This window comes from Bacillus sp. 491mf (genome assembly GCF_900112415.1).
GTDB lineage: Bacteria > Bacillota > Bacilli > Bacillales > Bacillaceae_G > Bacillus_A.
The window spans coordinates 497,111-520,266 of sequence record NZ_FOLV01000001.1; the positions used below are offsets into that span (position 1 = coordinate 497,111).

Genomic DNA, 23,156 nt, shown 5'->3' on the forward strand with positions numbered 1-23,156 from the left:
TGATTAGGGACGGGTTTTTTGTGTACTTTTAATTATTTCTTAAGGAGTGATTGTAGATGAAAAAGGTAGATGTGAAAGAAGCAGCTGTAAGGAGAGAAGTACGAATTCGCAAGCAATGGAATGAACAGGATACCTTTATGCAATCGATTCGAAATCGTGAAGGTGCACAATCTTTCGTATTTTATGAAGGACCGCCAACTGCGAATGGACTTCCGCATGTCGGTCATGCCCTAGGGAGGACCATTAAAGATCTAGTTGCAAGATATAAAACGATGACAGGATATAAAGTGGTGCGTAAGGCTGGGTGGGATACACATGGATTACCAGTGGAATTAGGCGTTGAAAAACAGCTCGGTATTTCTGGTAAGCATGATATTGAAAAGTACGGTGTAGAAGCTTTTTTAGCAAAATGTAAAGAGAGTGTATTTACGTATGAAAAGCAGTGGCGTGAGTTTACAGAGAGTATTGGGTACTGGGTTGATATGGATGCGCCGTATATCACGTTAGATAATTCCTATATTGAAAGTGTTTGGCATGTTCTTGGGACGATTCATGAAAAAGGATTGCTGTATAAAGGTCACCGCGTTTCTCCATATTGCCCAAGCTGCCAAACGTCATTGAGTTCACATGAGGTTGCGCAAGGATATAAAACGGTGAAGGATTTAAGTGCAACAGTTAAATTTCAGCTTACAGATCGGGAAAGCGAGTATATTCTCGGCTGGACAACAACGCCATGGACGCTTCCAGCTAATGTAGCGCTAGCAGTTCATCCTGAGATGGAATATGTGAGGGCCCAGCAAGGAGCAGCTGTATATATTGTTGCGAAAGAGTTAGCAAAAGATGTACTGCAGCAAGAGTATAACGTGCTATCTGTTCACAGGGGAAGTGAGTTAATAGGCCTTTCTTACGTACCGCCATTTCAATTTGCAGAAGTTACAAATGGTCATTATGTCGTAAATGCTGATTTTGTCACAGCTAATAGCGGTACTGGAATTGTTCATATTGCACCTGCATACGGGGAAGATGATTATAAAGTAGTCCAAGAGCATGGTCTATCATTTGTGAATGTTGTCAGCGAGAAGGGAGAATATACATCCGAAGTTCCTTTTTTACAAGGGAAATTTGTAAAAGAGTGTGATGTTGATATTGTTCGCTATTTAGCTGAGCATGGTCTTCTTTATCATAAGGAGAAGTATGAGCATAGTTATCCGCACTGTTGGCGCTGTGATTCACCGCTACTTTATTATGCAAATGAAAGCTGGTTCATTCGAACAACTGCTTTAAAAGAGCAATTTTTACAAAATAATAATGAAGTAACTTGGCATCCAGAGCATATTCAACATGGCCGGTTTGGTAATTTCTTAGAAAACATGGTTGATTGGAACATTAGTCGAAAACGATATTGGGGTACACCGCTTAATGTGTGGGAGTGTGAAGCTTGTCATCATCAATTTGCGCCGAAAAGCATTGAAGAATTAAGAAAATATGCAATTGGCACGGTTGATGAAAATATTGAACTGCATAAACCGTATGTAGATAAAGTGAAAATCAGTTGTTTAAAATGCGGTGAAACAATGAAACGGACACCAGAAGTAATTGATGTTTGGTTTGATAGCGGTTCAATGCCGTTTGCGCAGTACCATTATCCATTTGAAAATAAAGATGTATTTGAAAAGCAATTTCCAGCGGATGTTATTGCTGAAGGAATTGATCAGACGCGAGGCTGGTTTTATAGCTTACTTGCAGTGTCTACGCTGTATACTGGAAGAGCTCCGTATAAGCGTGTATTATCACTTGGGCATGTGTTGGATGAAAATGGGCAAAAGATGTCAAAGAGTAAAGGGAATGCGTTAGACCCAGTAGATTTAGTAGAGAAATTTGGAGCGGATGCCTTGCGATGGGCACTTCTTGTAGATAGTGCACCGTGGAATCCAAAGCGATTTTCAGAACGAACTGTACAAGAAGCAAAATCAAAACTCGTAGATACGTTGTTAAATGTATACAGTTTTTACGTATTGTACGCGGATTTAGATGGATACAATCCAAAACAAGAATATCATACAAAGAAAACAAAACTAGATGAATGGGTATTATCGAGACTGCATAGTACGATTCAAAAAGTAAGCATCGCTTTAGAAGATTATCAATTTACAACAGCTGCGCGTGAAATAGCATTATTAGTGGAAGAAGTAAGTAATTGGTATGTAAGACGTTCGCGTAATCGTTTTTGGGCATCTGGTATGGATGCTGAAAAAGCGGCAGCATACACGACACTTCACGAAGTACTTGTTACGATTAGTAAGTTGCTTGCACCGTTCACACCATTTTTAGCAGAGGATATTCATTTTCATTTAGAAGGTAGCAGTGTTCATTTAGCAGATTATCCAGTATGTGAAGAAGGGCTAATTCAAATACAGCTTGAAAGAGAGATGGCAGCTGTTTTACAAGTAGTTGAGCTTGGACGTAGCATTCGTAATCAACATACATTAAAAGTAAAACAGCCATTAGCAAAACTAGTTGTATTTGAGAATACGAAGCAAGAAATGGATTGGAATTCTTATAAAGAGATTGTAATGGATGAGTTAAACGTGAAAGAAGTGACAATCGAACATAGTGAAGCGGATTATATATCATATCAGTTAAAATTAAACTTTAAACAAGCAGGCCCGAAATTCGGAAAACAAATTAATACGGTCAATCATTGGTTGCAAAATGTATCTAATGAGGAAGTAAAAGTGTTTCTAAAAGATGAAAATGGAGCATGTCAATTGTCGTCTGGAGAAGTTGTCATAGTAACATTAGAAGATGTGTTTATTGAAAAAGTACCGAAAACAGGATTTGCTGATGCTACGAACGGAGTATATACCGTTATGATGGATACGCATGTAACGGATGAATTGCTTCAAGAAGGAATGGCGCGAGAATTTATTCGCGCTGTACAGGAATATCGCAAACAATTGAATTTGCCAGTAAATTTGCGAGTAGACATTGAAGTTGAATGTGACGAGGAATTACAGGATGTAATGATGAAGTATAAAGAATTACTGCGAGAAAACTTACTAATGAAACAATTATTCATCAAGGAAAAGGTGCAACAAGCAGAAAAAATTCAAATAGGGAATAAGCAGGTATTAATTCATCTTCGAGCGAACGAAATATAAGAGAAGAAAAACAGAGTGTACGCTCTGTTTTTTCTTTTAAAGAAAATGTGAAAAAACATTGTAAGTTCTATACCAAGTATATACAATTATGAAAAAAAGAATGGAGTGAAAAGATGCGAGATTTTGAGGAATTAAGGGTATTTGTAAAAAAGAAAGAATTTTTAAATGGTTTATCGGAAATTCAAAACGAAATTGAGGAAATAAGAGCAAAAAAATCCTTTTCGTATATAAAGAAATATCTAGGAGAAATTTCTTCTGAAGAAGATTTTTATACACTTATTCAATTGTTGGATGAAGGCTTAATGCCATCTTATAGTACATTTATAGTGCGGTATGCACATCGTCGTTTTAATAGTTTTCGGACGCTTACTTGGTTTTGTGATGATTTAATTGATGAACGAAAATCATTAGATGCAGAGGATTTGTTAAAAGAGGCGTTGCAAAAAGAAAGTCATGCTGTTAAAAAAGAGCATCTTGCAAAGGCATATTTCGTATTAGCGCGTTGCGTACTTGAAATGCGTCGTTATGAGGAAGCTTATACATATATGAAGAAAGCAGACGAATTAAGTGAAATTCCGATCTTTGATAAATGGGGTTACTTCTATTTATTTAAAGGCGATTGGCTAAAGGCAGAAGAAGTACTGCGAAAAGGAATGACTTTTTCGGAATGTGCAGATACGTCAACTTATTTACTAGCTGAGTTGTATTCTATGAAAGGAGAACATGAAGAATCCTTACAAATCATTACGGAAGCGATGAGGAAATTCCCACAAGTTCCGTTCTTTTATTTAGAAAAGACTAAAAGGTTATATGATCAAAAAGCATATGATGAGTTGAGCAAAGTTTTACGTGAAGTTCAAAAGTTGTTGCCATTTCATAGTTATCAACCATATTTCTCACAAATTTGGGCGGAATTCTATTATATGAAAGGTGATTGGACTTCTCTGCAAACATTGTTAGAAAACGAGAAAAGTTTAAAAGATTCTCCTTATCATAACGCACTTCGTATCACTGAGAAAAAAGAAGTGATGCTTTCTATTGTACCTGTCGTGCAGAAAGATAACTATTGCGTACCTGCAAGTGTAGAAATGATATTAAAGCTTTTTGGAAATCGCAAAACGCAAGATGAAATTGCTAAGCATATTTTTGATGGGATAGGATCGAAGTTATCAAAAACAGTAGAATACGTGGAAGCAAACGGTTATAAAAGTCGCTTCTTTGTAGGTACAGTTGACGTGTATAAAAAATTTATCGATGCTGGCGTTCCCATTTTGCTTAGTGTTGATATAGATCATGTTTCACATGTACAATTGGTAGTTGGTTATAATGATCAGCTGCAAGTTTTATATATTCAAGATCCAAATTTTGCAGAGCGCATACTTGTTACATATGAAGAATTTGTTAAGCAGCATGTCAATACAAACTACTTATCTATCGCAATTGTTCCGAAAGAGAAAAGTGAGCTTCTTTCTTTACTATGTGAAGAAGATGATTATTATTTCCGGCGCATCTTTTCATTAACAGATCAAATGGAATTTGCTGAACGTGACGATGTGGAAAATTTATTAAGGCTTCTACACGAGCATAAAGAAAATCCGTATACATGGCTATATGCGATTAAGCATTTAGATTTACAAGATGGAAAAGAGTTTGTATATAACTGTGCGAAGCGTGCTTTACATGCTTATCCCGAATCCGATTATGTAAAGCTTCATACAGCGCAATGTTTTGTACGTATCGAAGAACTAGAACAAGCGTATACAGTATTAGAACAAGTGAATCATAAAATTGCGAATCCATTCTATCATTTTACGCAAGGACGCATTGCATTCGATGAATCACGTTATGATGATATGATTGCTAACTTTCGTGCGTCGCTTCAGCTAGACCCTGATCAGCCCGTAGCTTGGAGTTATATGGCTATTGGATATATGTATTTAGATGATTTAGAACAGGCTTTAAAGTATTCATCTATTGCAACGTGTCGTCATGAAGATCGTTTTGTTTTTGTTAATCATGCCCTTATTTTAACGGATGGCGGCCATGATGAAGAAGCATATGAAGTGTTTACTATGTTGTTAAAACAGTATAAACGAGACGGATTTGTTTGGTGTGAGCGTGCTCGGTGTGCTCATAAATTAGGAAAGATAAGATCGGCAATTCGCGGACTTCAAGTTGGTAAGGAATTGGATCGTCAATTACCGCTACCATATATCATGTTAGCTGATATTTATGAAGCAGAATTAGATGATGAAAGGAAAGCAGAAGAAGTTTTACTAGAAGGAATGCAGAATGATGTTCAATCAGCTGCGTTATATGTGAAATTAGGTGACCTTTATTTAGAGCGAGAACAATATGAAAAAGCACTGGAAATGTATGAAGGCGGGCTTCAATGTGACGAGGAAGAAATATCCTGTCATATAGGAATCAGTGAAGTTTACATGAAACAAAAAGGCTATGAAACAGGAAAACAATATATTTTTAGATTGAAAGAACAATTTATTGAAGATAGCGACTTCCTTATTAATGCTGGAAAGATATTATGGAACGCAGCTATAGATCAAAATATCGAACAAAAAGAAGTTGAATCAGCTTTACTGATTATGGAAGAAGGAATCGTTTGTATACAAAGTAATTTCCGAGATGCACTAGAAATGTATGTATCGCAGCTTGAAGATACACCATTTTTACAAAGAGGAATTTCATTTTTACGTACGTTAGTTGAAAAAGATAATTGCAATATAGATTATTTATGTTATTTAGGCATTTTACAGGAATCTGCAGGGAATTATAAGAAAGCTATTCAGCTGTATGAGCAAGCGACGCAGATCACTGAAGATCCATTCCCGCATTTTAGGCTCGGAGAAGTGTATAAAACATTGGAAGAATGGGATCAAGCAAAAACAGCGTATTTACAATGCGTGAAACAAGATTCTACTTTCGCAATGGCACATTTGAAATTGGCTGAAATTTACTATGTTGAAGAAGATTTAGAAAACGAACAGCATTACATGTTTGAAGGTTGTAAAAATGCTCCTTTATTAGTAAATATGGAACATTTAGCGAATATTTCAGTAAAAACTGGGCGTCATGGGGAACTGATTACGGTTTTAAACAAAAAGAAAGGAATTATTTCTGAGTCATGGCGTCTAAATAGCCTTGCATATGTGTACGGGGCAACTGGTGATGGCCAGAAAGAACGGGCTTATATAGAGCAGGCGCTGGCAAAGGGAAATAATCATGAAGAAATATTACATCATTATGCGAAAATATTACTTGCTTCGGATGAAAAAGAAGGCCTGAACGTTATTGAGAAGCTTATTTTGAAAAATGTCCACAATGAAGAAGTGTATGTAACGTATATAGAAGAATTGCGAAAGCGAAGAAAAAGTATAAGTAATAGTTTAGGCGATTTAGACATATCAAAAGAAGAAAAAAGCTATGCGTTTATGTATGCAGCTTCTGCACTTGAACAAAGATTTTTGGAACAGATGGAGCAAGAAGAACAAACAGGAGCATTTTTCACAAAAATATATCACCGCATTCGAAAACGTGCAAATGATGTACTTTCTTTTACATCTATTATTGATTTGTATGAAACGGCAATCCGCCTAAATCAAGAAAACGGCGCAGCGGTACAACGATTTGCTCACTTTTATGTAAATGGTGATCTCATTGATGATGCAATTAAAACATTACGTAAGTCGCTCGGGAAACATTGGAATTATGAAGTTGCACATCAATTTATTATGCTGCTCCTAGAGCATGCAGATGATAATGAAGCAAGGCTACAAGAGGCATTACGTGAAACGGAGCGCATATTACAAGAAAGACCGATTGACGCATCGATTCGAATGCTGGAGGGTACGATATTACTAGATTTACAAAGGGAAAAAGAAGGAGAATATATTCTTCGTACTTTAGCAGAAGATGTTCCGATGATGAGTGGAAGCTTTATACATTTAGGTGCCCTTTACAATAATCAAGGTCGTTACCGAGAAGCTATTGCTATATTAGAAAAAGGATTAGCGCATCATCCAGAAGAAGATGAACTATATATCGGACTTGGGGTTTCTCATCATTTAAATGGTGATACAGAAAGAGCGTTGCAGCTCATGAATGATGTGTTATCAATGGATGAATCACATTTAAATGCTAGATATAATAAAGCATGTTATTTAGCTGTATTGAATCGAAATGAAGAAGCGACCGTTGAATTAGAGCGCGTATTGCAAGAAGATGAAAGCGGCTATTTTGCAGAATTAATGGAAGAGGACCCAGATTTAATACGTATTAAAAAGTATGTAAAGCAGTATACTTGATGAATTTCGGGAAAGCTTATAGCAAGATTATATCGGATGAATTAAAGAAGTTAGAGAAATAACCTTTCAAATAATTTAAAAAAATAAAGAAAAACTACTTGCATTTCGTCGTTCGAAAGGATAGAATATTCCGTAAATATAAAAAACGATGAGCAGGAAAAGTACATCGTGAACTGATCTACAGAGAGCAATCGGTAGCTGAGAAGATTGCGGTGCAGCGTGATGGAAAGACACCTGTGAGTGTTATTTTGAACGTGAACAACTAGTAAAAGTAAACGGAACCTACCGTTATCAGGCGAAAAGTGGTCAATGTGACAATTTGGGTGGTACCGCGGTGAAATCCGTCCCTTTTATAGGGGCGGATTTTTGTATTCTTTGAAAGGAGGTGAGCGGCCGTGGATGATGATGATAACGATAATAATAAATTTATAATCATACAATTCATTATAGGAGGCGAAAAGTATGAGTCAACAGATGAAGCGGTCGCTTATTAGCGAATGTACACCGCATGAAACAGTTGTATTACAAGGATGGGTAAAAAAAATACGGCATCTAGGGAATATTAGCTTTTTATTACTTCGTGATCGAACAGGCGTCATGCAATGCGTACTTGAACAAGAATGGGCAGGATATAAAGTAGAAGTAGAAAGTGTTGTGCAAGTGACAGGAAAAGTAATTGAGACAGATAAAACGAAACTTGGAGTAGAGTTATTAGTTGAAGATGTAAAGCTCATAAATGGTGCGGAGCCAATCCCGTTTGAAGTGAATAAAAAGAAGCTGCAGGTCGGTTTAGATCAAATGTTACATTCGCGAACGGTATCACTTCGGCATGAACAAGTGCAAGCGATTTTTACAATTAAATCAATGTTTGCACATGCTTTTAGCGAATATTTACTACAACACGATTTTACAAGAATTTTCACACCGAAAATTGTTTCGCAAGGAGCGGAAGGCGGAGCAAACGTATTTCAGTTTCAATATTTTGAAAAAGAAGCATATTTAGCACAATCACCACAGTTTTATAAGCAAATGATGGTTGCGGGTGGATTAGAACGTGTTTTTGAAGTGGCGCCTGTATACCGCGCTGAACATCACAATTCATCTCGTCATTTAAACGAATACATTTCCTTAGACGTCGAACTTGCATTTATTGAAGATTTTTATGAAGTAATGCAGCTTGAAACGGATGTACTTCGGTATATGTTTGAAAAAGTAAAACAAAATTGCGTAAAGGAGTTACAGTTGCTTCAAATTGAAATTCCGGTTATTACAGACATTCCAAAATTAACGGTAACAGAAGCGCAAACGATTTTACAAAAAGAGTATCGAAAAGAGTCCCCAATAGGAGATCTAGATTCAGAAGGAGAAAAGTTGCTTGGGAAGTATATAAAAGAAACATACGATAGTGATTTTGTCTTTATCACTCATTATCCGAAAGAAACACGTCCGATGTATACAATGCCAAATCAAGAGAATCCTTCCGTCACAGACTCTTTTGATTTGTTGTATAAAGGATTAGAAATTACATCAGGTGCGCAGCGTATTCACAACTATGATATGTTAGTTCGCTCCTTTGAAGAAAAGGGATTACATGTAGAAAACTTTCAATCGTATATTGATACATTCCGATATGGGTGTCCGCCGCATGGTGGGTTCGCGATTGGATTAGAACGACTTGTATATAAATTTTTAAACTTATCAAATGTTCGTGAAGCGAGTGCATTTCCGAGAGACTGTACGAGGTTAGTACCGTAATATAAAATGAAACAATCCCCGGTTTGTGTACCGGGGATTTGTTATGGAGGAACTATTTTCAATTCGTAATCGAAATAATCCACAATATCCAATGAGCTCCTGGTACAAAAAGAAGCTGAGCTAGTAATGTTCCAAAAAATCTAGAAATCATAAGCTATCCGTACATTTTCCCCATTGTTTCTGCACCGTTTTCTTTTTGGAGAGCTCGTTCTGTTAATAGTGCAATCCGTGGGTCTAATAGTACCGTTAATAAGATTGTTGCAAATCCGTTAACGAGGCCGGAAGCTGTACTTGCCTTCGTTGCGTAAGTAGGATTTAAAAAAGAAGCGTATAAAGCAGAAAGAACGCCTGCCGTATAAATAGCGGTAGCAAACATATTAATGAGCATAATTCGCTTTGGAATGCCGCCAACTCTCATCCGGTGAATCATTTGCAACTTTGGAAAACGGACATATTTTTTTGTGTATTTTAGTTTTTGAATGTTATTTGTTTTCATCATACGTATAAAAGAACCATCTGTTTCAAAGTTTTGAATCACATAGCCAAATAGTTTTGTAAGAGTTGGATACAAAAAGATAGCTAGTAATGTACCGAATGAGGCAGCGAATAAAATAAGATGAAATGTTCCTTTTAAATCGATAGAATCGTCTAGTCTTGCTTGATCGACAATACCGCCAACTAAAAAAGCTTGCAGCAAGTTAGATGTTCTCGCAACAAGTAATACAATTCCAACTACAGATAACGAAACAGCAATCTTTTTTAATCGAATGCCTGCAAGTCGGATGCTATAAGAACTTGTTTCTACTGCATGAATAATAATTGTAAAAACTACTATGATAATTAATTTTGTCGTCATATGTATTCACCATCTATTAAAATTTGGAAAATAAATCTAATCATACAGGATGAAAAGGATTTTGTATATATTGATTTTTATTAAAAAAAGTTTGCTCGAAAGTTATTGACTGAATATTTACATTAAAATGATTGTTTTGTAAAATGGTGAGAGTTGTGGTTAAGATGATAAGGGGGGATAGGGATGAAAACATATTACAGTAACCGTGCAAAGAGCTATGAAGAAGTATATTTTCGAGATGACCCTATTAGGCAAACAGAATTAATGGAAATAAAAGATGTTTTGAAAGAAAAGTTTGTAGGGAGGGATGTACTCGAGGTTGCTTGTGGTACAGGATACTGGACGCAATATGTTGCTAAAACAGCTCAGCACATTACTGCGATTGATTACGCAGAAGAAGTACTAACTTTAGCGAAAGAAAAGCAGCTTTTGCCATCGAAAGTTTCTTTTGTACAAGGAAATGCATATAAACTAAATCAGTTAGCAAAAACATTTAATGGAGCATACGCAAATTTTTGGTTTTCTCATATCCCGAAAGAAAATATTTTTCCCTTTTTAGAACAGTTTCATGAGGTTTTAGAACGAGGTTCGATTGTGTGTATGGTCGATAATATGTATAACGAAGGAATTGGTGGAACACTTATTTCTAAGCCAAATGATGAAAATACATATAAAATTCGCCCATTAGCAGATGGCCAGCAGTATGAAATTATAAAAAATTATTATTCGAAAGAAGAGCTTACAGCTATTTTTGAACCATTTGCAGTAGATTTAGAGATTCATATGAATAAATGTTTTTGGAGCGTAACATATAAAGTAAAGTGAGTGGAGGGAAATATATGTATACAACTTTTTTATTCGATTTAGATGGCACATTAACAGATCCCAAAGAAGGAATTGTCAATTCAGTCATATATGCCTTGCGAAAAATGGGGATAGATGAGCAGGATCATAACAAATTACTTACTTTTATCGGTCCGCCGATTCAACATTCATTTGCGAATATATATGGAATGAATGAAGAACAAGTAACAGATGCAGTCACGCATTACCGTGAATATTTTAAAACGAAGGGAATGTTTGAAAATCATGTATATGAGCATATTCCTAGTATTTTACAAGATTTAAAGGATGCGGGGAAGCGATTGTTTGTGGCAACGTCTAAGCCAACTATATTTGCAAAACAAATTTTGGAACACTTTCAGATGGCGCATTATTTTGAAGAGATTGTCGGTAGTAATTTAGATGGAACACGCATTGCAAAGGCAGAAATAATTCAGCATATTTTACATACATATGATGATTTAGAGAAAGAGCATGTAGTTATGGTAGGCGATCGAGAGCATGATATAATTGGCGCGTGTCAAGTTGGTATTGATTCTATCGGAGTCTTATATGGGTACGGTAGTAAAGGAGAATTAGTGGAAGCAGGAGCTACTCATATTAGTAAAGATGTAGAAGGTTTAAAGAATTTTCATTATGCGGTAAACAAGTAACAGATTGAAAAGATAAGGTCATTTCCTTATCTTTTTTATATAGGTGTTATGGAAAATGACTATATTCGATGCTTGAAAGAGGAATTTCATTTATAAAGTGGAATTTTACTAAATAAACTGAAAATTCTATAAATATTTCCTCGGAAATTAGAAAGGAGAAAATCATGGAATTAGTCATTATTTTACTGGCACTTAGTATGCTTATGTTTGTGGCATATCGCGGATTTTCTGTTATTTTATTCGCACCTATTTGTGCACTGTTTGCTGTTTTGTTAACAGAGCCGACTTATGTTTTACCTTTTTTCTCAAACATTTTTATGGAGAAAATGGTTGGTTTCATTAAATTATATTTCCCAGTGTTTTTGTTAGGAGCGATTTTCGGAAAAGTAGTTGAGATGTCAGGAATCGCAGAGTCTATCGCAAAAACGATTATCCAAATTGTTGGGGTGAAACGAACGATTCTGGCGATTGTATTAATGGGGGCAATTTTAACATATAGTGGTGTTAGTGTATTTGTAGTGGCATTTGCTATTTTTCCATTTGCAGCTAATTTGTTTCGTGAAGCAAATATACCGAAACGACTCATTCCAGGTACAATTGCACTTGGTGTGCTTACGTTTACAATGGACGCGCTTCCAGGAACACCGCAAATTCAAAATGTTATTCCGACAACATTTTTCAAGACAGACATTTATGCTGGCCCGTTATTAGGAATTACAGGAGCTATTTTTATTTTTATTGTCGGTATGGTGTATTTAGAAAGTCGACGTCAGAGAGCAGAAGCGCAAGGTGAAGGGTATTTTGGATTTGGGGATGGACATACGGAAATGGCAGCATCCATCGAAGCAGAACAAGGTGTAAAACAAGCACTCCCACCGACTGAAATTACCCCATTTCGACAAGTGCTTGCCTTCGTACCGCTTATTTTAGTTGGTGTCATGAATAAAATTTTTACAATTACTATTCCAAAATGGTATCCAAGTGGCTTTGATTTTGCGTCAATTGGTTTGAAAAGTTTTGGGAAAGTAGAATTATCTGGGGTGCTTGGGGTATGGTCAGTAGAATTAGCACTTATCACAGGGATTATTGCGACACTTCTATTAAATTGGAAACGTGTATTTGTAGACTTTCAAACAGGATTAAATGCTAGTATTGGCGGCGCGCTACTAGCAGCTATGAATACAGGTGCAGAATATGGATTTGGTGGTGTAATTGCCTCTCTCCCAGGATTTGGTGTAATTCGTGATGGTATTTCAACTACTTTTACAAATCCACTTATTAACGGAGCCATTACAACAAATGTACTTGCAGGTATAACAGGATCGGCTTCTGGGGGGATGGGGATCGCATTGAGCGCAATGTCTGATAAGTATATTGCAGCTGCAGAACAATTCCAAATCCCGTTAGAAGTGATGCATCGCATTATAGCAATGGCATCAGGTGGAATGGATACATTGCCGCATAACGGAGCAGTTATTACATTACTTGCAGTAACTGGATTAACTCATAAACAATCATATCGGGATATCTTTGCAATTACAATTATTAAAACGGTAGCTGTATTTGTTGTAATTGGCATGCATAGCTTAACAGGTCTTATATAACCTTCAAAAAGAAGAGAGCACTACATCCTCTCTTCTTTTTGATTTATAATATTATTATGTAAACTGAAATATTATTCATGGAAAGTATTCAGAAAATATATTATAATGTAAGTGGTTACAAAAAGGGGGGATACGATGTTTTCGTTACAACCGATCGCTTTTGTACATAATGAACGAATCAATGTAGAAGATGATTTGTGGGGAGAAATTGAATCTGTTATTGAGTTGACAGATTTGTATACAGAAGAGAGTTTGCAAGGGGTTGAACAATTTTCACATATTGAAGTGATTTTTTATTTTAATAGAGTGAGAGAAGAGAACATTCAGTATACAGCAAGACATCCTCGAAATAATGAAGAGTATCCGAAAGTAGGTATTTTTGCACAGCGGGGGAAAAATCGTCCGAATCGATTAGGTGCTACGATTGTAAAAGTAGTACGAAGAGAAGGAAAGCGCTTAGTTGTGCAAGGATTAGATGCGATTGATGGTACCCCTATTTTAGATATGAAACCAGTTATGAAAGAGTTTTTGCCAAAAGAAGAAATTAAGCAGCCAGATTGGGCAACGGATTTAATGAAGAATTACTGGAAAGGAAGCGAAGAGAAGTGAAAATATATCAAGCAACTATGGAAGACTTACAAGGAGTAGCATCATTATTTAATGAGTACCGCATGTTTTATAGACAAGATTCTAATATTGAAGGAGCAGAACAATTTTTACGTGAACGTATGGAGCGAAAAGAATCCGTTATCTTTGTAGCAGTAGAAGATGGGAAGTACTTTGGGTTTACGCAGCTGTATCCTTCTTTTTCTTCTGTTTCAATGAAAGAGCTGTGGATATTAAATGATTTATTTGTACGAAGTGAGGCAAGAGGAACGGGAGTAGGGAAACAATTGTTAGCAAAGGCTAAGCAATTTGCAGTGGAGACAGGGGCAAAAGGATTGAAGCTCCAAACGGAAGTAGATAATGCCGCGGCGCAGCATTTATATGTAGGCAACGGTTATATAAGAGATGATCGCTATTTCCATTATGAATTAACTTTATAAAAATCGTAACAACTCAGTCACTCTATGAAAAAAAGGCGGAAAAGCATTTTTCTAAATGGTCGAGAGGGACTGGCTATGTATAGTAGCGGTCAGGGCCTTTTCCTGCCACGCGCAAAGTTTAAAAACATAGAAAGACAGCAAGGTGTAGGTCCATTTTTACCTTCGTGGCAGCAATCTATATGCTGAAAAATGAAAATAACTTTTTATAGGTCAGTATATTTCTACTTACATCATACTCCTTACCAAACTTCTAAATGAAATGTATGGCTGGGTAGTTACTAAAAATCCATATATGACTAGTGATATATATACAAGCATATTGTGATTCGTTTTCATAACATATGAATATGTAAGGATAAGCTTTTTATAAAGAGATAGTTTTCGTATTTTTGCAGTGAGGTATGCAAAGCGAGTGGAATGACTAAAACAGCAATGCCGTTTATCCGGTATTGCTGTTTTATTTTTATATAGAATGTGAAAAGAGCCATGAAACAGCGTCTTCTAAATTTGTGGCAATATAATCAGCATTCATGTCCGACCACTTATGACGGTACGTATGCAGTGCATCGTACCCGGCACCTGTTTGAACTAAAATTGTTGTGGCACCGACTTTTATACCTGCAACAATATCGCTCCACCGATCACCGATTACAACGCATTTCGTTAAATCAAGATGATGATTTTTCGCTGCTTGAAGAAGCATTCCTGTTTCAGGCTTACGACAACTGCAGCCATCACTATGCCGGTGCGGACAAAGATAAATATCATCAAAACCGAAAGCTTCTAATTCTTGAATAAAGTCTTCGGTTGTTGCTTTTTCATCAGCAATGCCAGGTTGGTTTGTAAAGGAAAAAAGTTGTATGTTTTGTGCTTTTAGTTGATTTAGAGCCATCTCCGAAAATGGGAATAACTGAAATTCTCCGGGATAATGAATGGTTGTATCACCGCCAATTGTACCGTCACGGTCGATGAAAATAGCTTCGATGTTCCGTTTATTTGTCATAGTAAATATCCTTTCTCGTCGTTTGTTAGAAATATTTTATAAAACGGTGTACATGGAGTAACAAAAAATAGTTTGAGCTCAGAATATAAAGTATTCTACTATTGAGATTATTTTCCTGCATATGAATGGTATCTTTGCTATGGTTTATATTTTTCCTATAAAAATATGTTATTATTTTCATAGGAATATATTGTATTTTTTGTAAAGAGAGGGATACACGTGCTACAAGTTCATATAAAATCAGCTGGATACGAATATAGAGAGCAAACGATACATAATATCGCCTTTTCAATTGAACAAGGTGAACTAGTTGCTTTAATTGGTGCAAACGGAGCAGGAAAAAGTACAACGATAAAAGCGATTCTTGGCTTATTGGCGCATATGGACGGGAAAGTCTCATTTGGAGAAAAAAAGAATCCGTATGCCTATGTACCAGAACATCCGACGTATTATGATTACTTAACGTTATGGGAACATATTGAACTATTAATGGCTGCTAAGGATGTTAAATCAGGGAGCTGGGAAATACAAGCTGAAGAGTTGTTACATACATTTCGGATGGACAAGCATAAGCATGAATATTTATCGAAGTTTTCAAAAGGAATGAAACAAAAATCAATGCTCATTTTAGCTTTTTTAACAAAGCCAGACTTTTATATTATTGACGAACCATTTATTGGATTAGACCCGACAGCAACTCGCGATTTTCTCAACTTTTTGTATAAAGAAAAGGAGCGCGGAGCTGGCATTTTACTGTGCACACATGTGTTAGATACGGCAGAAAGAATATGTGAGCGGTTCTTATTAATTTCAGAAGGAACGTTATTTGCAAATGGAGATTTACGTAGTATTCAAACACTTGCTGACATGCCAGAAGGCACATTGTTAGATTGTTTTGATGTGATTGTAAGGCGGGAGCAACATGATTAGAAAATTATTTTATAAGAGACTATTTCATGAATTAAAACGAAAATGGAAAGCGGTACGTTCTGTTGTTGATTGGACAATCGCATTATATGCAGTTGTTCCAGCACTTGTATTTAGCTGGATATACTACACTTCACTTTGGAAAAATGGACCAGAAAATGAAGATGTGCTCTATTTATCTATCGGACTTTTTATCTTTTACAGTACAACGTTTTCAAGAAGTGTACGTTCATTTTTGGAACAAGCGGACAGTTTGTTTTTAATTCAATTTCCAGATTGGATGAAACAAATGATGAAATATGGAATGCTATATTCATCTTGTCGTATTTGTTTCACAAGTGCACTAGTAACATTACTATTCCTACCAATCTTTTTGAAAAGTCTACATGGAACAGGCTTACAAGCTGTTCTCTGTTTTATCTTTTTGACTTGCTTTCGTTTCATGCTCTCCTTGCTGCAACGGTATATTGATATTCGGTTTCATAAACAGTGGCAAGTGATTATTATTAAAAATATTCTCTTTTTTATAAGCGTTGTATATGTAGGAATGGCATGTAGATATATATTACAGCAGTCTTTTTACACGATTTTGTTCTTTCTCCTTCTATTTATCATAAGTTTTTTCTTATTAAAAGCAAAAATGGAGTACCATCGCTTCTTCTTTAAAGAAATTGAAAAAGAACAAGCAGAGGGAATGAGATGGACAACACAAATTATGACACTTGGAGGTCAAGTACAAAAACCTACAAACGCAGCGAAGCCGTGGTTATTTCCGCGTTCTAAACGAATATTGCTAGGAAAAAGTAATGATGCAAGAATCATTGAAGCTTTTTTAAAGGAATATTTTCGTTCGGGTGATGCAGGTGGTTTTTACATTCGTATCCTTCTTATTAGTACAAGTACAATTTGGGTTGCTCCGTGGTGGCTTGCTGCAATTGTTGTTTCGTTTGCATTGTTTGCAATATTTCGTTACTCAAGAGACATATGGAAAGTTTTTTCTGGCAAACTATATTTACAACTATATTGTTCAGAAGGAAAGAAACTATGGCTGTCGCAGAAAGCAAAGGCATATCTCATTTTGCCAGCTTTATGTGTTTACGGCATTACGACATTAGCTCAATTTTATATGATCCCTGCTGTGATGTGCGCAGGAGTCACCATTGGACTAACAGTGTGGATTTTATTTATTCCTAATAAAAAAAGAGCTAGATAGATCTTTTTTGTTAATCCGTAATCGACACATACATAACAAAGATTAGAACGCAAATGCTAACGGCTGAAAAGAGAAGGTCAAGTCCCCCTAGTCAGATCAAGGTATATTATTTATTATATGAAATCTTACTATTTCATATTCAAATGATGTTAACGTAAATAAATTTGTAAAGTGCAAAAATTGGCATCATTTTGTATAATAGAAGAAATCGTTATAAAAATATAAAAAGAAAGGGAGGGATACAACATGCCAAATTGGATGAAAAAGACACTCGTCGCGTTAATTACTGTATTTACATTTGGATTAGTAACACCTCCTTCTGTACTGCTTGATACTGCCAAAGCGGACAAGCCTACAAAACAACAAAATTTAGAGCAACCGTCGTTTATACTGGATGAAAAATCAAGCGATATAAGTTCAGAATCATTTCTTTTCTATGCGATGCAAGAGGCTGAGAGACAATCGATGGAGAAATTCGGATCGAAAATTGGCCCAGTAATTGAAGATGAGTTTAAAGATGTTATATTGCCGAAAATAGAAGAAGCAATTGCAAACCTTGCGAATAACACACCGGAAGATTCACTGCAGTCTTTAGCAATTTCGCAAAAACCGGCCGGTGGGAAAAATGAAAAGATTTTTCATGTGTATAATACAAAAACTGGGAATGACTTACTTCGTTTTCACGTAAGAAGAGATCATCCACCGCAAGATGGTTACTATTTTAATTTTCATTACCATTGTTATGATGACGATTTTACAGGACACCACGAGCTTGGTGATATTTATTGGAATACGAATACACCGCCAAAATGGCTGTCATAGAAAAAGGAGAACAAGGAGATATACCTTGTTCTTTTTTTGTGAATAAAAGGATATATCAGTTTGGAAGAGAATTCTTAAGTATAAAAAATATAAATGATAACAAGGAGCCTTTGTAATGAGTAAATATATTATGTTTGATTTTGATGGTACGTTAGTGGATTCTAAAGATATTTTTATCCCTATTTTCAATGAAATAGCGGAGAAACACCGTTTTAAACAGGTAAGAGAAGAGGATGTTGAAGCATTGAGGAAGTTATCAATTCCAGAGAGGTGTAAATTGCTTCATGTGCCCCTGTATAAAATCCCTATGATAGCATTAGAATTTTATAAATTATATCAACCATCGATTCAAAATCTTACTTTGTTCGATGGAATCATAGATGTGTTACAGACGTTGAAAGAAAGTGGATATGAAATTGTCATTGTATCCTCAAACGCAGAGGAGCATATTCGCGAATTTTTACGTCAGAATGAAATTGATTTTATCCAAGATGTTTTTTGTTCTAACAATATTTTCGGAAAAGACAAGATGATAAAGAAATTTTTAAAAGCAAAGAAACTGAAAAGTTCAGATGTAATTTACGTAGGAGATGAGCTTCGAGACATCGTATCTTGTAAAAAAATTGGTGTAGAAGTGATTTGGGTAAGCTGGGGATATGATGTGATAGAAACAGTTCAGGTTGAATCTCCGAATTACATTGTCAATGAGCCAGAAGAAATTGTAAGTGTTGTACATTCGAAATAGAAAATTGATAGGAAAGGGAAATGGGGAGTATGCCAGAGAAAACGTTTGAACCAGGTATTCATCACATTGAGTTTTGGGTAGCAAACTTAGCGGAATCGATTGAATTTTATCGGCAATTATTTTCGATTATTGGCTGGAAACAACTAAATGAAACAGCCTTTAGTACAGGGGAAACAGAGATATATTTTAAGGAGATTCGTGTAGAGCTTGTACGAACATTAGGGCCAAGACATATTTGTTACCAGGCAATGAATCGCTCTGTAGTTGATGAAGTAGCAAGTTTTTTGCATAATGTGCAAGCTACAATCATTCGGGGACCGATAGAAGTGAAAGAGTATTCAGAAGGATATTATACGGTAGATTTTTATGATCCAAACGGTTACATAGTAGAAGTTGTGTATGCGCCGAATATGGAGATGTAAATGTAAACAAACCATAATTAGAAGAGATTATCATGTTTATCTAGTGATTTTTCAATGAATTTTAAATACAAATAAAAACGATCAAAAGGCCATCTACTAATATCCATAAATTAGCGGATGGGTCTTTTGTGTATGAATATACTGTGACACGAGACATACAGAAAAAATAGTTTTGATCACGAAATGATTCCGATTTTAACATCATTAATGAATTGATTTTATTTTTCCACTACATAATTAAGATGTTCCCATCATTAATATGAAATTACTAACCACGTTTTTTCGTTAATTTCTTTACAATAAAATAGAAAACAGCAAGACACACAGCAGCTATAGCAAAATCTTTCACATAAGGGCCAGCTACTTCGTTAATATTCTGCCATTTTTCACCTACCACATACAAAATTTTAAACGTACTAAAAAAATATCGCTTCCTAAAAGATACTTTGGAGATAGGTAGCGTTCCTATCTTCTTTGTTTTCGCTGAATTTTGAGGTGGGAGTATTACTGCCCACGAATAGCGGGATAAAAATAATTTACGAACATATATTCTTTTGTTAAAATTTACATAGGATAATATGGGGGTGGATTCGATATGGAATTAAGGGATATAAATATTTCAGAACGTATGGAGCACTATAATGTATCTGGTTTAAGTATTGCTTTCATTGAAAATGGTGCGATACATATGACAAAAGAATTTGGTGTCATGAAAGCGGGAACGAATAGAAGGGTAAACAATCATTCTATTTTTAATGCTTGTTCGATTAGTAAGTTCTTAACAGCGATGTTAGTATTAAAATTAACCGACCAAGGTATCTTTCATTTAGATGAGGATATAAATAATAGACTTACATCTTGGAAGGTTCCTGAAAATGAATATACGCAAAATAATAAAGTTACGTTACGAACATTACTTAGCCATCAATCTGGAATAATCGATCCTGAAGGGAGTTTTTGCGAATATAATTCCACTCTAGGCGAACCTGCAATGGTTGAATTATTAGAAGGAAAAACACCGTATTGTAAAGAGCGAATTGAAGTACAATATGAACCGGAAAGTGACTTTCAATATTCCGATGCAGGTTTTTGTATTATACAGCAAGTAATAGAAGATGTTTGTGATAAATCTTTCGTGGAATTAATGGATGAACAGATATTTGAACCGTTACATATGAAAAACAGTACATACAAACAAACAACATTAACAGGAAACAATATACAATTTTCTTGTGGACATAATAAAAAAGGTGAAGTCGTTTCTAGTGAATATCCGATTTATCCATATCCAGCAGCTGCCGGACTTTGGACAACGCCAACAGATTTAGCAATTTTAGTAATTGAAGTTGTGAACTCGTTAAAAGGTAAAAGTAAAATTGGTCTTTCTGAAAGTAAGGCAAAGGAACTTATTAGCTCACAAGGTTGTAAAGAATGGGCGGGGCTAGGCGTTTTTCTAGATGGTATAGGACAAGAAATTGAATTTTCTTCACTTGGTTGGGGAATTGGATTTCAATGTATGATCGTTGCTTATCCATATTTAGAAACAGGTGTGGTTATTATGACAAATACCGATTTAGGAGTTCATCAAATGGAGGGCATTATTGGAGAGATTTTGAAATAGGGTGAATATTTATAATGAAAAGGAAGGTTAACTATTGAAAATCAGGCAAGGAGAATATGAAGAAATAAAATTACGTGATCGAATTCCAGGAATGGTTGAATATATAGAGGATACAATGTTTTCAACTGATTTTCACGATTATATTCCTCCTCACTGGCATAGAAGTATTGAAATTAGCCTAGTAGTATATGGAGAAATTTTTTTGTATGTGAATGGGCAAAAAAAGAAAGTATCAGCTGGTGAATTCATTTTTGTAAACAGTGGAGATGTTCATGAATTTGAAAAAATTGAAAATACAAGTTGTGCAGTAATGATGTTAATTATTTCCTATGAATTTCTTAAAGAGGTAAATGAAGATTTTGATAAATACAGATTTAATATAAAAGACTCAGTTGTTCAGAAAACAAACCTTCAAAAAATATTTTTTGAGTTAAAGGAATTAGTAACAAATTCTGATGATTTAAGTTATATAAAAATTAATAGTTTGATTTATGAAATCGTTTATATTTTATTACGATACTGTAAAGATGGGGAGAATGTAGAAAATGATTTTCAACTGGGGAATAGACAGAAGGAGATGATTACGTATATTTATGAACATTACGATGAAGAACTTAAATTGAAAGATGTAGCTAAACATTTTTTTGTAAGTGAAGAACACTTTTCCCGTATGTTCAAAAAATCCTTTGGATCAAATTTCACCTCTTTTTTAACGAGATACAGGCTCTATAAAGCTTATGAAGATATTATCAGTAGCACAAATTCTATACAAGATATAGCAATAAAACACGGATTTCCAAATGTAAAATCATTTATTTCACAGTTTAAAGAAAAATATGGATATACGCCATTACAGTATAGAAAAAATATCATATCAAAAAACGACAATAATTGAATCAAATAGGAACAACAATAAAAATACGTTTCATGTTACATTTTGTACATGGAACGTATTTTTATTTAGTAATAGTAAATGAAGTAAGATGCAATCGGACCTATGTGATTATTCGATGAAATGAAAGCGCTTAAATTAAGAGAGGATGAATACTAGATGACTAGAAAATATGACTTAGATCTTTTAGAAAAAATTCAAGAAAAACAAGAAACTATCATTGTACAAGGGGCAGAAGTCTTAGTAAAAAACATACCGGATTGCGATGAAAAAGGAGCGATGGATCCACGTCTTTATAAAGACACCAAGGTTCAAATGAATGTAATGAGGTTTATGCCTAAAAATATGATGAAAATGGATGCTTCTGAAAAGTCAGTAAAGAATATGAGAAAACAATTTAATGGTATTAAAAGTGTTCCAATTGTCACTAAAGACATTAATATTACGCATAAAACAGTTGAAGCAGAAGATGGATATGGTATTCCGATAAGAATTTATAATAGCATTTCTAAACGAGAGAATGCGCCAATTCTATACTTTATTCATGGTGGAGGATTCATGGCGGGATCACCTGACGTGGTAGAAGAACTTGTAAAATTGATAGTAGAAAAAACAGATATATTAGCCATTTCTGTAGATTATCGATTAGCTCCAGAAAATCCTTTTCCAATTGGGCACACAGATTGTTACACTACTTTAAAGTGGATTTATGAGAATGCTGACACATTAGGTGGTGACAAAAATAATATCTTTGTGGCCGGTGATAGTGCAGGAGGGAACTTAACGCAGTATTGTACAACCAGGGATATGGAAGATGGCGGGAAGTACGTTAAGGGGCAGTTGCTTCTATATCCTACAATTAATATGTGTAACTATGAAGATGAATTTTATTCTTGGAGTATAGATAAGTATGAAATTGCTCCTAAGTATAAAAAAGGATTAGAAAAAATGCTTAATATAATGCATTCATTGGTCGGAAATATGTCAGAAATACTTGGTACGCAAGAAATTAATACTAAGTATTTAAGTCCATATGTTGATGTATCACCGGATTATCCAAGTACATTTATTACGGTAGGAGAACATGATTTTTTAATGATAGAATGTTTAGCGTATGCAGCTAAGTTGGCTAAAAAAGGAGTTGAAACTGAGACAGTCCTCTATCGTGGTTTGGGGCACGCTTATGGAGATAATGTAGGCGTCTATCCTCAAAGTGAAGATTTAGCAATTGAGATGGGGAATTTTATATTGAAGCATAGTGGGAAGTAGGG

17 protein-coding genes, 2 pseudogenes and 2 other annotated features (1 of these 21 cut by a window edge) are annotated in these 23,156 nt (G+C 35.3%); of the genes and pseudogenes, 16 read left to right on the plus strand and 3 right to left on the minus strand.

Going from position 1 to position 23,156, the window contains the following annotated elements; all coding sequences use genetic code 11:
- Position 1: a binding site (T-box leader), on the plus strand (it extends 241 nt beyond the left edge of the window).
- A gap of 55 nt (positions 2-56) precedes the next feature.
- The 3 genes from ileS to aspS all read left to right on the plus strand — a co-directional run bounded on the left by ileS (position 57) and on the right by aspS (position 9,238).
- Complete coding sequence (gene ileS / locus BM211_RS02615) at positions 57-3,161, plus strand: isoleucine--tRNA ligase (RefSeq protein WP_090994949.1); 3,105 nt, start codon at positions 57-59, stop codon at positions 3,159-3,161.
- Between the two features lie 113 nt (positions 3,162-3,274).
- Positions 3,275-7,483 carry a tetratricopeptide repeat protein gene (locus BM211_RS02620; protein WP_090994951.1) on the plus strand — a complete coding sequence of 1,403 codons (4,209 nt, stop codon included), beginning with the start codon at positions 3,275-3,277 and terminating at the stop codon, positions 7,481-7,483.
- 139 nt (positions 7,484-7,622) lie between these two features.
- Positions 7,623-7,835 (plus strand) — a binding site (T-box leader).
- Positions 7,836-7,945: 110 nt separating this feature from the next.
- Complete coding sequence (gene aspS, locus BM211_RS02625) at positions 7,946-9,238, plus strand: aspartate--tRNA(Asn) ligase (protein ID WP_090994954.1); 1,293 nt, start codon at positions 7,946-7,948, stop codon at positions 9,236-9,238.
- 58 nt (positions 9,239-9,296) lie between these two features.
- Here the strand turns inward: aspS and BM211_RS02630 are convergent.
- Positions 9,297-10,094 (minus strand): annotated as a pseudogene (locus BM211_RS02630) (lipid II flippase Amj family protein).
- A gap of 183 nt (positions 10,095-10,277) precedes the next feature.
- On the opposite strand from BM211_RS02630, the gene BM211_RS02635 reads away from it, so the two are divergent.
- From BM211_RS02635 to BM211_RS02655, 5 genes are all read left to right on the plus strand, one after another.
- The gene (locus BM211_RS02635) at positions 10,278-10,919 is read left to right on the plus strand and encodes a class I SAM-dependent methyltransferase (protein WP_035433654.1); all 642 of its coding nucleotides are present in this window, start codon (positions 10,278-10,280) and stop codon (positions 10,917-10,919) included.
- Between the two features lie 14 nt (positions 10,920-10,933).
- Entirely contained in the window at positions 10,934-11,590 is a 657-nt protein-coding gene (locus BM211_RS02640; RefSeq protein ID WP_090994957.1) for an HAD family hydrolase, read from the plus strand.
- Positions 11,591-11,754: 164 nt separating this feature from the next.
- Positions 11,755-13,194: a GntP family permease gene (locus BM211_RS02645; RefSeq protein WP_090994960.1), complete on the plus strand. Its 1,440-nt coding sequence runs from the start codon at positions 11,755-11,757 to the stop codon at positions 13,192-13,194.
- Positions 13,195-13,329: 135 nt separating this feature from the next.
- Positions 13,330-13,803, plus strand: coding sequence for a tRNA (N6-threonylcarbamoyladenosine(37)-N6)-methyltransferase TrmO (gene tsaA, locus BM211_RS02650; protein ID WP_035433659.1), 474 nt, complete (start codon positions 13,330-13,332; stop codon positions 13,801-13,803).
- Positions 13,800-14,240 (plus strand): GNAT family N-acetyltransferase, encoded by a 441-nt coding sequence (locus tag BM211_RS02655; RefSeq protein WP_035433661.1) that lies wholly within the window; start codon positions 13,800-13,802, stop codon positions 14,238-14,240. Before tsaA ends, BM211_RS02655 begins: the two co-directional genes overlap by 4 nt.
- A gap of 463 nt (positions 14,241-14,703) precedes the next feature.
- Here BM211_RS02655 and BM211_RS02660 read toward each other — a convergent pair whose 3' ends face one another.
- A complete protein-coding gene (locus tag BM211_RS02660) occupies positions 14,704-15,243 on the minus strand; it encodes an HAD-IIIA family hydrolase (protein WP_035433662.1) in 540 nt (179 codons plus the stop codon).
- Positions 15,244-15,462: 219 nt separating this feature from the next.
- Here BM211_RS02660 and BM211_RS02665 point away from each other — a divergent pair, with 219 nt between their 5' ends.
- From BM211_RS02665 to BM211_RS02685, 5 genes are all read left to right on the plus strand, one after another.
- On the plus strand, positions 15,463-16,173 hold the full coding sequence (locus BM211_RS02665) for an ABC transporter ATP-binding protein (RefSeq protein WP_035433663.1): 711 nt from the start codon (positions 15,463-15,465) through the stop codon (positions 16,171-16,173).
- Positions 16,166-17,383 carry an ABC transporter permease gene (locus tag BM211_RS02670; protein ID WP_090994963.1) on the plus strand — a complete coding sequence of 406 codons (1,218 nt, stop codon included), beginning with the start codon at positions 16,166-16,168 and terminating at the stop codon, positions 17,381-17,383. Before BM211_RS02665 ends, BM211_RS02670 begins: the two co-directional genes overlap by 8 nt.
- Before the next feature lie 246 nt (positions 17,384-17,629).
- Positions 17,630-18,205, plus strand: a complete 576-nt coding sequence (locus BM211_RS02675; protein WP_035433666.1) for a YpjP family protein — start codon at positions 17,630-17,632, stop codon at positions 18,203-18,205.
- A 115-nt stretch (positions 18,206-18,320) separates the two neighbouring features.
- A complete protein-coding gene (locus tag BM211_RS02680; RefSeq protein WP_035433667.1) occupies positions 18,321-18,950 on the plus strand; it encodes an HAD-IIIA family hydrolase in 630 nt (209 codons plus the stop codon).
- Positions 18,951-18,979: 29 nt separating this feature from the next.
- The gene (locus tag BM211_RS02685; protein ID WP_035433669.1) at positions 18,980-19,372 is read left to right on the plus strand and encodes a VOC family protein; all 393 of its coding nucleotides are present in this window, start codon (positions 18,980-18,982) and stop codon (positions 19,370-19,372) included.
- Positions 19,373-19,640: 268 nt separating this feature from the next.
- Here BM211_RS02685 and BM211_RS26660 read toward each other — a convergent pair.
- Positions 19,641-19,766: pseudogene (locus BM211_RS26660) on the minus strand (DedA family protein); the annotation flags it as partial.
- A gap of 201 nt (positions 19,767-19,967) precedes the next feature.
- On the opposite strand from BM211_RS26660, the gene BM211_RS02695 reads away from it, so the two are divergent.
- The 3 genes from BM211_RS02695 (at position 19,968) to BM211_RS02705 (ending at position 23,154) form a co-directional block, all read left to right on the plus strand.
- Positions 19,968-20,993: a serine hydrolase domain-containing protein gene (locus BM211_RS02695; RefSeq protein WP_090994967.1), complete on the plus strand. Its 1,026-nt coding sequence runs from the start codon at positions 19,968-19,970 to the stop codon at positions 20,991-20,993.
- 34 nt (positions 20,994-21,027) lie between these two features.
- Positions 21,028-21,888: an AraC family transcriptional regulator gene (locus tag BM211_RS02700; RefSeq protein WP_090994970.1), complete on the plus strand. Its 861-nt coding sequence runs from the start codon at positions 21,028-21,030 to the stop codon at positions 21,886-21,888.
- Positions 21,889-22,044: 156 nt separating this feature from the next.
- The gene (locus BM211_RS02705; protein WP_035433672.1) at positions 22,045-23,154 is read left to right on the plus strand and encodes an alpha/beta hydrolase; all 1,110 of its coding nucleotides are present in this window, start codon (positions 22,045-22,047) and stop codon (positions 23,152-23,154) included.
- Positions 23,155-23,156 lie beyond the last annotated feature (2 nt).

What these genes read in the sequence shown, in the direction of transcription:
- ileS (WP_090994949.1), top strand. Translation starts at nt 57, where the DNA reads ATGAAAAAGGTAGATGTGAAAGAAGCAGCTGTAAGGAGAGAAGTACGA.
- BM211_RS02620 (WP_090994951.1), top strand. Translation starts at nt 3,275, where the DNA reads ATGCGAGATTTTGAGGAATTAAGGGTATTTGTAAAAAAGAAAGAATTT.
- aspS (WP_090994954.1), top strand. Translation starts at nt 7,946, where the DNA reads ATGAGTCAACAGATGAAGCGGTCGCTTATTAGCGAATGTACACCGCAT.
- BM211_RS02635 (WP_035433654.1), top strand. Translation starts at nt 10,278, where the DNA reads ATGAAAACATATTACAGTAACCGTGCAAAGAGCTATGAAGAAGTATAT.
- BM211_RS02640 (WP_090994957.1), top strand. Translation starts at nt 10,934, where the DNA reads ATGTATACAACTTTTTTATTCGATTTAGATGGCACATTAACAGATCCC.
- BM211_RS02645 (WP_090994960.1), top strand. Translation starts at nt 11,755, where the DNA reads ATGGAATTAGTCATTATTTTACTGGCACTTAGTATGCTTATGTTTGTG.
- tsaA (WP_035433659.1), top strand. Translation starts at nt 13,330, where the DNA reads ATGTTTTCGTTACAACCGATCGCTTTTGTACATAATGAACGAATCAAT.
- BM211_RS02660 (WP_035433662.1), bottom strand. Translation starts at nt 15,243, where the DNA reads ATGACAAATAAACGGAACATCGAAGCTATTTTCATCGACCGTGACGGT.
- BM211_RS02670 (WP_090994963.1), top strand. Translation starts at nt 16,166, where the DNA reads ATGATTAGAAAATTATTTTATAAGAGACTATTTCATGAATTAAAACGA.
- BM211_RS02675 (WP_035433666.1), top strand. Translation starts at nt 17,630, where the DNA reads ATGCCAAATTGGATGAAAAAGACACTCGTCGCGTTAATTACTGTATTT.
- BM211_RS02680 (WP_035433667.1), top strand. Translation starts at nt 18,321, where the DNA reads ATGAGTAAATATATTATGTTTGATTTTGATGGTACGTTAGTGGATTCT.
- BM211_RS02685 (WP_035433669.1), top strand. Translation starts at nt 18,980, where the DNA reads ATGCCAGAGAAAACGTTTGAACCAGGTATTCATCACATTGAGTTTTGG.
- BM211_RS02695 (WP_090994967.1), top strand. Translation starts at nt 19,968, where the DNA reads ATGGAATTAAGGGATATAAATATTTCAGAACGTATGGAGCACTATAAT.
- BM211_RS02705 (WP_035433672.1), top strand. Translation starts at nt 22,045, where the DNA reads ATGACTAGAAAATATGACTTAGATCTTTTAGAAAAAATTCAAGAAAAA.